The sequence below is a fragment of the Bifidobacterium asteroides genome, from assembly GCF_048001765.1.
GTDB classification, from domain to species: Bacteria; Actinomycetota; Actinomycetes; order Actinomycetales; family Bifidobacteriaceae; genus Bombiscardovia; species Bombiscardovia asteroides_K.
Genome location: NZ_CP181447.1, coordinates 1,251,050 through 1,264,365, shown reverse-complemented (window position 1 = coordinate 1,264,365; position 13,316 = coordinate 1,251,050). Strand labels below are relative to the sequence as shown.

General features: G+C 65.0%; 8 protein-coding genes and 1 riboswitch. Of the genes, 6 read left to right on the top strand and 2 right to left on the bottom strand.

What is annotated here, in order from left to right; all coding sequences use genetic code 11:
- Positions 1-17 precede the first annotated feature (17 nt).
- Positions 18-1,370: a nitrate/sulfonate/bicarbonate ABC transporter ATP-binding protein gene (locus ACNAOV_RS04990; protein WP_416516844.1), complete on the bottom strand. Its 1,353-nt coding sequence runs from the start codon at positions 1,368-1,370 to the stop codon at positions 18-20.
- A 20-nt stretch (positions 1,371-1,390) separates the two neighbouring features.
- The gene (locus ACNAOV_RS04985; protein ID WP_416518156.1) at positions 1,391-3,130 is read right to left on the bottom strand and encodes an ABC transporter permease; all 1,740 of its coding nucleotides are present in this window, start codon (positions 3,128-3,130) and stop codon (positions 1,391-1,393) included.
- 98 nt (positions 3,131-3,228) lie between these two features.
- A riboswitch (M-box (ykoK) riboswitch) is annotated at positions 3,229-3,387 on the bottom strand.
- A gap of 134 nt (positions 3,388-3,521) precedes the next feature.
- Here ACNAOV_RS04985 and ACNAOV_RS04980 point away from each other — a divergent pair.
- From ACNAOV_RS04980 to mfd, 6 genes are read left to right on the top strand one after another with little or no spacing between them, the layout of a single operon-like run.
- Positions 3,522-4,154, top strand: a complete 633-nt coding sequence (locus tag ACNAOV_RS04980; RefSeq protein WP_416516843.1) for an NAD(P)H-dependent oxidoreductase — start codon at positions 3,522-3,524, stop codon at positions 4,152-4,154.
- Positions 4,151-5,314: a glycosyltransferase family 4 protein gene (locus ACNAOV_RS04975; protein ID WP_416516842.1), complete on the top strand. Its 1,164-nt coding sequence runs from the start codon at positions 4,151-4,153 to the stop codon at positions 5,312-5,314. The genes ACNAOV_RS04980 and ACNAOV_RS04975 overlap by 4 nt, the downstream gene beginning before the upstream one ends.
- 9 nt (positions 5,315-5,323) lie before the next feature.
- Positions 5,324-8,530, top strand: a complete 3,207-nt coding sequence (locus ACNAOV_RS04970) for a UPF0182 family protein (RefSeq protein WP_416516841.1) — start codon at positions 5,324-5,326, stop codon at positions 8,528-8,530.
- Positions 8,527-9,057 carry a GNAT family N-acetyltransferase gene (locus tag ACNAOV_RS04965; protein WP_416516840.1) on the top strand — a complete coding sequence of 177 codons (531 nt, stop codon included), beginning with the start codon at positions 8,527-8,529 and terminating at the stop codon, positions 9,055-9,057. Before ACNAOV_RS04970 ends, ACNAOV_RS04965 begins: the two co-directional genes overlap by 4 nt.
- A gap of 40 nt (positions 9,058-9,097) precedes the next feature.
- On the top strand, positions 9,098-9,697 hold the full coding sequence (gene pth / locus ACNAOV_RS04960; RefSeq protein WP_416516839.1) for an aminoacyl-tRNA hydrolase: 600 nt from the start codon (positions 9,098-9,100) through the stop codon (positions 9,695-9,697).
- Positions 9,687-13,289, top strand: a complete 3,603-nt coding sequence (gene mfd / locus ACNAOV_RS04955; RefSeq protein WP_416516838.1) for a transcription-repair coupling factor — start codon at positions 9,687-9,689, stop codon at positions 13,287-13,289. The genes pth and mfd overlap by 11 nt, the downstream gene beginning before the upstream one ends.
- The last annotated feature ends 27 nt before the right edge of the window (positions 13,290-13,316 follow it).

The following is a 13,316-nucleotide window of genomic DNA, read 5'->3' as shown; positions in this document are numbered from 1 at the left end:
ATAGCTGCCGCGACTGTTCACTCGGTGTGGTTCTCCGGGTCCAGGGTCAGTCGGTCGTCGTCGGCATCGTAGTCGAAGAGCTCACCGTAGCGGCCCCAGGTGATGGCGGTGTCAAACTGCTGTACGGCCTCCTTATCCGAGTGGTGGGCCCTCAGCAGGTCCAGGATCAGGGAGCCGTGCAGGCTTTTGTCGTCGCTGTTCTTCAGTGCCCGGTCGATGATGCGGATCAGCGGAACGTGGTCCATCAGCATCCGTGAGAACATCTCCTTGCTCTCCAGAATGTCGGCGTCATGCCAGGCACGGCCCTGGTCGGTCAGCCTGACGTGCCCGTTGTCCGCCTGGAAGATGCCCAGCATGAGTCCGGCGTCGATCAGGGGGAAGAGGTCGTCCACCTCGAAAGAGAGCTTGGCGGCCAGGTCGGCCAGGTCCATGCCGTTGGGCTGGTTGACCATGACATCGGCCAGACCGGCCAGGCCGCCGGGGGTTGCGTCGGGCAGGTTGCGCTCGGCGGTGTCCTCATCCCGAACCGAGTCCCGCACGGCCTGACGGTTGCGCACCTTGGTCTGCAGACGGCGGCGGATGTCCTCGCTGTCGCGCTGGCCGGTCAGGATGGAGTAGAGGTAGTCCACGCAGGACTGGAAGAGGTCGGACTGCTTGTCCCGAGGCCTGTCCAGGTTGATGGGCACGTTGGCGATGACCCGGCCCGGATGCGAGTCCAGGACCAGGACACGGTCGGCCATCTCCACGGCCTCCTCGATGTTGTGGGTGACGATCAGGACCGACTTGACGCTGCCAGCCTCCTCGGACCAGACCTTGAGGACCTCCTGGCGAAGATTCTCGGCGGTCAGCACGTCCAAGGCCGAGAAGGGTTCGTCCATGAAGAGGGCGTCCGGCTTGAGGACCAAGGCCCGGGCGATGCCCACGCGCTGGCGCATGCCGCCGGAGAGCTCCTTGGGGTAGGCGCTCTCGAAGCCGTCAAGGCCGATGGCATCGATGGCGGCCAAGGAGAGTTTCTCGCGTTCCTTCTTGGGCACGCCACGGGCCTGCAGGCCCAATTCAACGTTGTCCTTGACGGTCAGCCAGGGCATCAGGGCGAAGCTCTGGAAGACCAGTGCCACGCCGGGGTTGGGCCCGTCCAGCTGCTTGCCCCGGTATTCGACGCTGCCCTTGCTGGCTGGGACCAGGCCGGCCAGGATGCGCAGCAGTGTGGACTTGCCGGCGCCTGACCGGCCCAGGATGGCCACCACCTCGCCCTCGTGCAGGGTGAAGTCGATGTTGTCAAGGACGGTCAGATCCGCGCCCTTGTCGGACTGGTAGGTCTTGGTCACGTGCTCGGCCGTGATGATCCCGTTGGAATTGATCTTGGTCATTGTCGAACCTCTCAGACTTCTCATGTCAGGGAATAGCGCCGTTGTGCCAGTGTTTGCAGGGGAGACCAGAAGAACCGGTCGGCCAGGACCACGAAGATGCTCATGACGGCCACCCCCAGGATGATGCGTGGGGTGTCGCCGGTGGTGGTCACCTGGGCGATGTAGGCACCCAGGCCCTTGGCCGTCAGTTCGGTTTTGCCGTAGGAGACCACCTCAGAGACGATGGAGGCGTTCCAGGCCCCGCCGGCCGCTGTGATGCCGCCGGTGCACCAGGAGCCGAACAGGGCCGGCAGAATCAGGGTCTTCCATCGTTGCCAGCGGTTCTGGCCCAGGCTGCGCGACATCTCCAGCAGGTCGTCGGGGATGGCTGAGGCTCCGGCGATGACGTTGAAGAGGATGTACCACTGGGTGCCCAGGGCCATGAGCAGGATGCTGCCCCAGTTGATGTCGATCCGCCAGATGATGAAGATCATGGTGACGAAGGGGAAGATGAAGTTGGCCGGGAAGGAGGCCAGAATCTGCACCAAGGGCTGCAGGTAGCGGGAGATGCGCGGATTCATGCCGATCAGGGCGCCTATCGGGACCCAGACGATGGTGCAGACCACCATGAGGATCAGCACTCGCAGGAATGTCAGCAGACCAAGCTGGAAGACATGCCCGACCTCGCCCAGGCCCAGCGGACGGATGACCAGACGGTCCAGCTGCCAAAGTCCCCACAGGCCGATCAGGGCCAGGCCAATCCACCAGGCCAGATCGCTTGCCCGCCTGCGTCCGCCTCCACGGCTCCAGCGCGCTCCTGTGCGACCCAGGGGGCGGGTGATCCGATCCAGCAGGTCGGCCAGGGGGTGTCCTACCAGGCCCAGCAGGTCCTTGACTCCGGACAGGCGGATGATTGTCAGCACCAGGCTGCGCCGGGGTTCGGTGGACTGGCTGTTGGTGTAGCGGAACTTTTCGGCCCAGGCGGTCAGCGGCTTCCAGAGCAGGAAGTCAATCAATAGGACCACCACAATCATGGTCAGGATGGCCAGGCCCACCTTGCCCAGGTCCTGTTCGGCGGTGGCCTCCTCCACGAAGGAGCCGATGCCGGGCAGGGCCAGGGTCCTGTTGTTGACCGAGATCATCTCGGAGGCGGTCAGGAAGAACCAGCCGCCGCCCATGCTCATCATGCAGTTCCAGAGCAGGGGGATCATGGAGTTGGGCACGTCCAGCTTCCAGAAGCGCTGCCAGCGGGTCAGGCGCATCAGCCTCACCGCCTCGTCCAGGTCGGCGGGCTCGCTGGTCAGGGAGTTGTAGAAGGAGAAGGCCATGTTCCAGGCCTGGCTGGTGAAGATGGCGAAGATTGAGGCCGCCTCCACGCCCATGATGGACCCGGGGAAGAGGACCAGCCAGATGGAGATGGTGGCCGACAGGAAGCCCAGGACGGGCACCGACTGCAGGATGTCCAGCAGGGGGATGAGCACGGCGCCCAGGCGGCGGGAACGCGCGGCGGCCAGTCCGTAGACGAAGGCGAAGACCAGGGAGATGATCAGGGCCGCGAACATGCGGAAGAGGGAGCGCAGCGCGTAGTAAGGCAGGTTGGCCGGGTCGGTGGAGACATGCGAAGGTACGCCGGCCGGGCCGATGGGCGCGCCCAGGGCCGGCAGCAGATAGGCCAGGGCCCCCAGCAGGACCACTGCACCTATGGCTACGGCCAGGCCCGTCCATATACGGGTGGAGCGCGATGCCTGGCTGCGGTCGTCGTTCAGTGGAGAACGGAGCATTCCCGGCAGTGCGACAGTATTCACGATGGCCTCCCTCCAAGGTGCGGAACATCCCTGTCGGCAGCCTCGAAGACGGCGTGGCAATCGGCCCATGAGCCGATCATTGTCATCGTTCAAGCTTCGGCTTCGCATGGTATTTGGCCCTGCATTAGTCCCTGCCTTGATCCGACGGGGACTGTTGACCTGCGCGGGGTGTCTCCACCACTTTGCGGCAGCATGCCTTGTCCATGCGGTAGCTTCACCTACCGACCACCCAATAACATAGATGGGCCCTGGGGGCAGTGTCAAGCATTTGCCTAACCAGTGTTGCCGTCCTTGCCAGGACTGACAATGACAAAGGTCTGCACGCAGTCGGTGCAGGTGCGAAATGGAATGTAAGGAGCGAATCCCTATGAAGATCGTGGCAGTCACGGCCAACCCCGAATCCAAGAGTCTGACCGATGCGGCGGGCAACGCCCTGCTGGACGGTGCGGCCGAGGGTGGGGCTCGCACCGAGTTGATCGACCTTTGCGCCGAGGGGTTCAATCCCGTCTTCGGCATGGAGGACAGGACCCACTACCTGGGCCAGGGACCCATGCCCGAGGATGTCCAGGCCATGCAGGAGCGGATCAAGGATGCGGACGTGCTGGCCCTGGTCTTCCCCATTTACTGGTACAGCATGCCGGCCATCATGAAGGGCTTCATCGACCGGGTCATTTGCAGGGGATTCGCCTATAACGCTGATGGAACCCCGGGGGCCCTGGCCGGACGGCGTGTGGAGCTGGTCATGTTGACCGGCGGGGAAAAGGAATGGTACCAGTCCAGCGGCATCGGAGAGGCCCTGGACAACCAGCTGCGCAGGCAGACCTTCCTCAAGTACTGCCAGGTCGCGCAGGTGGAGACCATCTATGTGGACAATCTGGATTCGGGCAACGACGAGCAGCAGGCGCGCGAGGCAGCCGACCGGCACCTGGTGGCCCTGGCCCTCAAGGGTCGCCAGCTGGCCGCAGGGACCGAGTCTGAAGCAGGCCAGGACGCTCAGTGACGCTCAGCATTGGGTTCGTCTTCGATGACACCCTGGATGTGTTTGATGGGGTCCAGCAGCACATTCTGACCCTGGGACGTGAGCTGGGCAGACGGGGCCATAGGGTCCAGTACCTGGTCGGTCAGACCGCCCATCCGCCGGTTGACGGAGTCCACTCCCTGTCCCGCAACGTCATGGTCTCCTTCAACGGCAACAGGATGCGCATACCTCTGCCTGCGCCCAAGGCGCCCATCCGCCGGGTCCTGGAGGCCGGGCACTTCGACCTGCTGCACGTCCAGGCTCCTTACAGCCCCTTCCTGGCCGGCCGGGTCATCCGCGCCGCCAACCCGGCCACGGCCCTGGTGGCCACTTATCACATCGCCCCCACGGGAAACCTGCAGCTGCTGGGCGGTCGGCTGCTGGGAATGATCAACCGCAGGACCCATAGGCGCATCGACAGGGTCATCGCGGTCTCGCCTGTGGCAGCCAGTTATGCCCGGCAGACTGCAGGTGTGCCCAGCAGGGTGGTGGCCAACCCCGTGGACGTGGCTGCCCTGCGCCGGGCCCGACAGGCCGCTGGCGACCAGGAGGTGGCGCGACTGCACGGCCAGGGGCCGCATCTGGTCTTTCTGGGACGGTTCGTGGCCCGCAAGGGGGCGGGGATCCTGCTGTCAGCCCTCCAGGCGGGGGAGCGGGCCGGTGTCCTGCCCGAAGGCCTGCATGTGACCATGGCCGGTAAGGGCCCGCTGCTGGAGGACTGCCGTCGGAAGGCTGCCGCCCTGCGTACACCGGTGGCCTTCCCCGGCTTTGTGGACGAGAAGGACAAGCCCGCCCTGCTGGCCTCCTCCGACCTGACCGTCTTTCCCTCCACCGGGGGTGAGTCCTTCGGCATCGTCCTGCTGGAGGCCATCGCCTCGGGCACGGCTCCGGTGCTGGCTGGGGACAATCCAGGCTACCGGTCCACCCTGATGGGCGATGAGCGGGCTCTGGTGCCCGTCGACTCGCCCAACACCCCCGAACTGCTGGCCCGGCGAGTTGCCCAGGCTCTGGGGGACCCGTCCTGGAGGCGGAAGGTGCGCCATGACCAGCTTGCGCTCTTGGACCGCTACGATGTGAACACCGTGGCCGATCAGGTGGAGGAGGTCTATCGGCAAGCCATTCAAGACCGCCGTCTCATGTAGGGTAGGTACATGTCATTCTTTGATTTCTTCGGTTCCATGTTCGACCCTGAGGGTGGTCCAGGCGGACCAGGCCGGCGTCGCAATGAAGACGACCCGGTCATCCTGCACGTGCAAACCGATGGGGAGGGTTCCGGCCAGGAGGGCGGCGGTACACCCCGCTTCCGCTTTCCCGGACCAGGTGACCCCCGGCTGACTTCCCGCAAGAAGGGTAATGAAGGGCCTTCCCGGGGCTCGAAGATCCTGGCCGTGGTTGTGGCCGTCATCCTGGTCGTCTTCCTGCTCCTGTTCGCGCTCAGCCGCTTCATCACTGATGTCATGTGGTTCTCCCAGCTGGGAGCGGCACAGATCGTCTGGACCCAGCTGGGCATCAAGGTGGGTCTGTGGCTGGCCTATGCACTGCTGCTGGCTGCGGTGACCCTACTCTCGGCCATCCTGGCCATCCACAGCCGTCCCGATTCGCCTGACGGGTCCACCATCAGAGTCAGGGGCGATTTGATCGAGGTGGGCAAGGGAGTCTCTTCACGCTCAGCACTCAAGGTGGCCGTGGTGGTCTCCCTGGTCGTCGGCGTCTTCTTCGGCTTCCAGTTCAACGCCGACTGGAAGCAGGTGCTCCTGCTCTTCAACGCCCAGTCCTTCGGGGTGCGCGACCCACAGTTCGGCCTGGACAACGGCTTCTATGTCTTCATCCTGCCCGGCCTGCAGCTGCTGGTCTCCTCCCTGCTGATGATGCTGCTGGCGGCCACGATATTCAGCCTGGTCACCAACTTCCTCATGGGCGGCATACGCTTGACCATGCCCGTGCATGGACGCGGCATTCTGGAGATGACCCGTCCCGCCCGTCGCCAGGTGGCCGTCTGGCTGGTCCTGTTCATGCTGGTCTGGGCGGGTGACACCGCCCTGGGCGTCTTCGGCAGGCTGACCGAGGAGGGCGATCGGATCACCGGCGCCTCCTACACCTCGGTCAAGGCGGCCATCCCCGTCACCCTGATCATGGCCGTGGTCATGGCCCTGCTGGGCATCATTCTGGCCGTCTGGATTCTGCGCTCGCGCACCCTGGAACCCGGCCGTGTCCATGCAGATTCCCTGGGTTCGGCCGTCAAGCAGTGGCGGGTGCCCGTCCTGGCTGTGGCCGTCACCGTTGTTCTGTCCCTGCTGTTGACCGTCTTCTGGCCGGCACTGGTCCAGCGCTTCCGGGTCAACCCCAACGCCCAGGAGATGGAGTCCGCCTACATCCAGCGCAACATCGCCGCCACAACCAAGGCCTATGGGCTGGACAAGCTCAAGACCGAGGCCTATGACGCCACAACCGAGGTCCAGTCGGGTGCACTCTCCCGTGATGCGGAGACCACAGCCCAGATTCGTCTGTTGGATCCCCAGGTGGTCTCGCCCACCTTCCGGCAGCTGCAGCAGTCCAAGCAGTACTACACCTTCGAGGACACCCTGGCCGTAGACAAGTACGACATCGACGGAGTCAGCCAGGATACGGTCATCGGCGCTCGCGAGCTGGACCTGGAGGGCAACGACAACCGCAACTGGGTCAACGACCATACGGTCTTCACCCACGGCTATGGCATTGTGGCCGCCTATGGCAACAAGGTCACCCCGGACGGGCAGCCCGAATTCTTCGAGCAGGACATCCCCACCAAGGGCAAGCTGACCGACAGCCAGCACTACGAGCCGCGAATCTACTTCTCGCCCAACGCGCCCGAGTACTCCATCGTCGGCGCGCCCCAGGGCTCATCGGGCTGGGAGTTCGACTATCCCACCGGCTCCAAGGGGGCCACCAACACCTTCAAGGGCAACGGCGGCCCCTCGGTGGGCAACTTCCTGGCCCGGGTCCTCTACGCCATCCGCTTTGGATCCGACCAGATCCTCTTCTCGGACCGCGTCACGCCCGATTCCCAGATCCTTTACAACCGCTCGCCCAAGGAGCGCGTGGCCCAGATTGCCCCCTATCTGACCCTGGACGGGCGCGTCTATCCGGCTGTGGTGGACGGCAGAGTCAAGTGGATCGTCGACGGCTATACCACATCTGACGCCTACCCCTACTCGCAGAAGGTCGACCTGGGTCCCATCACCCAGGACACGACCACTCTGAGTTCCGAGGCCGTCAAGGGCCTGGGTTCCCAGAAGGCCAACTACATCCGCAACTCCGTCAAGGCTACGGTCGATGCCTACGACGGCTCGGTGGATCTGTATGCCTGGGATGCCAAGGATCCTGTGCTCAAGGCCTGGCAGAAGGTCTTCCCCGGCCAATTCAAGCCGCTCTCATCCATCTCGGGCGACCTGATGAGCCACATGCGCTACCCGGAGAGCCTGTTCAAGGTACAGCGTCAGCTCCTGTCCCAGTACCACGTCAACTCGGCCAGCCAGTTCTTCTCCGGCGAGGACTTCTGGCAGACCCCCGTGGATCCGACCGGGACCAGCAAGGAGCAGAAGGCCGGGATCAAGCAGCCTCCCTACTATCTGACCCTGCAGACCCCGGGGACCGACAAGCCCGCCTTCTCGCTGACCTCCACCTTCATTCCCGCCGGCACCTCCACCAGGGAGATTCTGACCGGGTTCCTGTCCGTGGATTCCGACGCCGGGTCGACCAAGGGGGTGATAGGCCCGGATTACGGGACCATCCGGCTGATGGAGCTGCCCAAGAATTCCAATGTGCCCGGCCCTGGGCAGGCCCAGAACAACTTCAACTCGGATGCTGCTGTTTCCACCGAGCTCAACCTGTTGCAGTCCGGATCCACCAAGGTCAAACGTGGCAACCTGCTGACTCTGCCTATAGGCGGCGGACTGATCTACATCCAGCCGGTCTATGTGCAGTCCAGCGGCGCCACCAGCTTCCCCTTGCTCAAGCGGGTCCTGGTGGCATTCGGAGACAAGGTCTCCTCCTCGGCCACGCTGGATGCGGCCCTTGACAAGACCTTCCAGGGCAACTCGGGCGCATCGGCAGGCGATGCCGACAACACCGGACGCACCAATTCCGATGCTGACCAGAGCGAGCAATCCGACAAGGCCCCTGACAAGACAGCCGGGTCCGGCGGGACATCGGCCACAGAAGGGCAGGCCCTGAAACAGGCCTTGGACAAGGCCAACCAGGCCATGAGGGACGGGGATGCCGCCCTGAAGAAGGGCGACTTCAGCGCCTACGGCGAGGCTCAGAACCGTCTGCGTGAAGCCCTCAAGGAGGCCTCCGACCAGGAGGGCGGCAACAAGTGAGCGCCACCCCGCGCATCCGGCTCTGCCGCCGCGGGGACCTGGAGGCGGTCACCGCCATCTACAACCAGGCGGTCATGGATGGTGGTTCCACGGCGGATATGGCCCCGGTCAGCCTGGACCAGCGCCTGCAATGGTGGCTGGACCACGATCCTGACCAGGGCCATCCGGTCCTGGTTCTGGAGCAGGAGGGCAAGGTGCTGGCCTTCGGCTCCCTGTCGGCCTATTACGACCGGCCCGGCTACCAGGAGACCTGCGAGCTCAGCTATTACGTGAATCGCGACAGCCGTAGACGGGGTATGGGCGCCCTGATGGTCCATTCCCTGCTGGAGCGCGCCCAGCAGGTGGGCATGCGTCTGGCCGTGGCCATCATCTTCGATGACAATTCGGCTTCCAAGACCCTGCTGCACCGGTTCGGTTTCAGCCGCTTCGGCCTCCTGCCCCAGGCCGCCTGGGACCGGTTCGCCCTGCATGACGTCTCCTACTGGAGCCTGTCCCTTGAGCGAAACGGGGTCGGGGAGCCTGTGTAGAATCTCACCGTCGCGTTTGAGAGTAGGAGGTATCACCTACATGGCATCCGATTTCTGGCTGATAGCCGGACTGGGCAACCCGGGTGACGAGTATAAGGGCACCAGGCACAACATGGGCTTCATGTGCGCCGATCTGCTGGCCGAACGCTGGTCGGTCAACCTGCGCGACCACAAGGGTCTGGCCCAGCTGGGCAGGGGCACCCTGGATCTTGACGGACGCCGCACACCCTTCTTCCTGGCCAAGCCGCTGACCTTCATGAACGACTCCGGCGATGCCCTGGCCTCCATCTGCTCCTACTACCACATACCTGTTGGCCGGGTCGTGGTCATCCATGACGACATGGACCTGGAGTTCGGCCGGATCAAGGTCAAGGCCGGCGGGTCCTCGGGCGGGCATAACGGCATCCGTTCCATCGACCGTTCCCTGGGCAGCAACGCCTACGCACGGGTCCGCATGGGCGTGGGTCATGCCCGGAGAGGTCCTGACGCCCACCGCCGCACTGTGGACTGGGTTTTGGGCACCTTTGTCGGCGATCAACGCAAACGCCTGCCCGAGTTCCTGGCCGACGGCGCAGATGCCGCAGAAATCGTGATCACCAAGGGCCTCAGCCAGGCTCAGGAGCAGTTCAATGGTCGATGAGCATACACAGAAGGCGGAACCCCAGGAACCGTTGAACGGGTCCCTGCGTCCATTGTTGGACGACCTGCAGGCGGATGCTGCCTTCAAGAGGTTGGTCCAAGGAGACTCCGAACCTGCGGCTGACACCGACACCTCCCTTATGGTCCAGGCTCCCCAGGGCATCAGGCCGGCCCTTGCAGCCGCTGCAGCCGGTCGGGCTCCGGTGGTTCTGGTGGTCCCCTCCGAGCGTGACGCCCAGGAAATGACCGGCGCCATCCGCTCCTGGTATGAGGGCGACCCGGGTGACGTGGCCCTGTTGCGCTCCTGGGAGACCCTGCCTCATGAGCGGCTCTCGCCTCGTGCAGACACCGTGGCCTCCAGGATGGCCGTCTTCAGGCGGCTGGCCCATCCGGTCCAGGACGATCCCGACTTCGGGCCCATCCGCATTCTGGTCATGCCCGTGCGCTCCCTGCTGCAGCCGGTTGTTAAGGGCCTGCAGGATGTGGAGCCCTTGGTCTTTCTGCGTGGCCAGGAGCTGCCCTTGGACCAGGCCGTCGAAGCTCTGGTCCGCAACGCCTACACCCGGGTGGACCTGGTCATGGAGCGCGGCCAGTTCGCCGTCCGAGGCGGCATCCTGGATGTCTTCGTCCCCACCATGGCCCACCCGGTGCGCATCGAGTTCTTCGGCGACGAGGTGGACACCATCCGCAGCTTCCACGCCTCCGACCAGCGCACCTACGGCCCCGACCTGGACCGGATATGGGCGCCGCCCTGCCGCGAGCTGCAGCTGACCGACCAGGTCCGCGCCCGCGCACGTTCCCTGATCGGAAGCATCCCCAACGCCGATGACATGCTGGAGTCCATCGCCCAGGCCATTCCGGTGGAGGGAATGGAATCCCTCCTGCCTGCCCTGGTCGACGACCTGGTGCCGGTAGGGTCCATGCTGCCCGAGGGCGCTCTGATTCTGCTGTCGGAGCCGCAGCTGCTGGCTCGCTCCGCCCAGGATCTGGTCAAGACCGCCAACGAGTTCCTGGCCGCAAGCTGGCATGTGGCAGCCTCAGGACAGGGCTCGGGTGCACCCATCAGCTTCGACAGGGCCAGCTTCCTGGACTACGACGAGGTCATCTCATCCCTGGAATACCGCAAGGGTGAGGTCTGGAAGCTGACCGACCTGTCGGTGGACCCGGACCGGGAGGGGGCCGAGCGTCTGGATGCCCTGGCCCCGGACCAGTACCGCGGCGACGAGGATCGGGCCGCCTCGGGCATCGCCTCCCTGCTGGAGCGCGGCGACCGGGTTGTGGTGACCGCTCCGGCCCAGGGAACACTGAGTCGCCTGCGTCGGGCCGTGCAGACCACGGGAATCACCGGGCTGGAGTACCACCGCTCCCTGGCGGTGGACGGCTTTGTGGACCAGTCCGCCCATCTGGCCCTGCTGACCGAGCGTGACCTGACCGGGCGCACCAGCGTGGCTGCCGGAAGCAAGACCTCCAACCGTCGGCGCAAGGCCATCGACCTGGACGAGCTCAAGCCCGGCGACTATGTGGTTCACGACCAGCACGGCATCGGCCGCTTCCTGGGCATGCGTCAGCGCAGCGTGGGCGTGGGCCCCAGCAAGGGCAGCCGGGAGTATCTGGTCCTGGAGTACGCCCCCTCCAAGCGCAACGCCCCGCCGGACAAGCTCTTTGTGCCTGCCGACCAGCTGGACCAGGTCAGCCGCTACATCGGTGCCGAGATCCCCAGACTCAACAAGCTGGGCGGATCCGATTGGTCGGCCACCAAGGCCAAGGCCCGCAAGCACGTTCACAAGATCGCCCAGGGCCTGGTCAAGCTCTACTCGGCCAGGCAACGCACCAAGGGCTTCGCCTTCAGTCCCGACACCCCCTGGCAGAAGGAGCTGGAGGATGCCTTCCCCTACCAGGAGACCCCAGACCAGCTGACCGCCATCGACGATGTCAAGGCTGATATGGAGAAGCCGGTGCCCATGGACCGGCTGATCTGCGGGGATGTGGGCTTCGGCAAGACCGAGATAGCCATCCGTGCCGCCTTCAAGGCCGTCCAGGACGGCAAGCAGGTGGTGGTCCTGGTGCCCACGACCCTGCTGGTCCAGCAGCACTACCAGACCTTTACCGAGCGCTTCGAGGGCTTCCCGGTGGATGTGGCCGCCATGAGCCGCTTCCAGACCGCCAAGGAGAACCAGGCCACCATGGAGGGCCTGGCCAGTGGGGCCGTGGACGTGGTCATCGGCACCCACAAGCTGCTCAACCCGCGCATCCGCTTCAAGGATCTGGGCCTGATGATCGTGGACGAGGAGCAGCGCTTCGGCGTGGAGGCCAAGGAGACCCTCAAGGCCATGCGGACCAACGTGGACGTCCTGTCCCTGTCGGCCACGCCCATCCCTCGCACCCTGGAAATGGCGGTGACCGGCATCCGGGAGATGTCTACCCTGGCCACGCCCCCCGAGGATCGTCTGCCGGTGCTGACCTATGTGGGCGCCTACGAGGATGCCCATGTGACGGCGGCCATTCGTCGCGAGCTCCTGCGCGGGGGCCAGATCTTCTACATCCACAACCGGGTGGAGGACATCGGCAAGGTCTCGGCCAAGGTGCAGACACTGGTTCCCGAGGCCAAGGTGGGCGTGGCCCACGGCAAGATGGGAGAGAAGCAGCTGGACGGGGTCATCCGGGACTTCTGGCACCGGGACATCGATGTGCTGGTCTGCACGACCATCGTCGAAACCGGCCTGGATATTCCCAACGCCAACACACTGATCGTGGACCGGGCCGACCGTTTCGGGCTTTCCCAGCTCCATCAGCTGCGCGGCCGGGTGGGGCGAGGACGGGAGCGCGCCTACGCCTACTTCCTCTACGACCCCAGCAAGCCCATGACCCAGACCGCCCACGACCGGCTGGCCACCATCGCCCAGAACACGGCCCTGGGATCCGGCTACGACGTGGCCATGAAGGACCTGGAGCTGCGTGGCACCGGCAACCTGCTGGGCGACGAGCAGTCCGGCCACATCGAGGGGGTCGGCTTCGACCTCTATGTGCGCATGGTCTCCGAGGCGGTTGAAGAGTACAAGGATCCCGGGCGGACCGAGCCGGTCACCGTCAGCATCGATCTGCCCCTGGAGGCCTCCATTCCTGTGGACTATATCGACTCGGACAAGCTGCGTCTGGAGGCCTACCGCAAGCTGGCCTCGGCCCGCAACGAGCAGGATCTGCGCGACCTGCACGAGGAGCTGACCGACCGCTACGGACGTCCGCCGGCCCAGTTCGACACCCTCTTCGCAGTGGCCAGGCTGCGGGCCAAGGCTCGCTCCCTGGGCATTGCGGAGATCGCCTCCCAGGGCTCCAGGGTGCGGATCAGGCCCGTGACCATGCCCGACTCCCTCCAGGCCCGAATCGCCCGCATCTACAAGGGCAGCCAGTACCGCCCGGTGACGCAGACCCTGCTGATTCCGGCGCCCTTCGCGGGCTCACTAGGTTCAGGACCCATGGATTCGGCGGCCATGACCGCCTGGGTGGACACCCTGCTGGACGACCTGGCCTGGGGGCCGCCCAAGGCCTCCGACGATGGCACGCCAGCGGGTCCCTCGCCCGTCCAACAAAACTAGTATCCTGTAAGAGACATCACAACAACT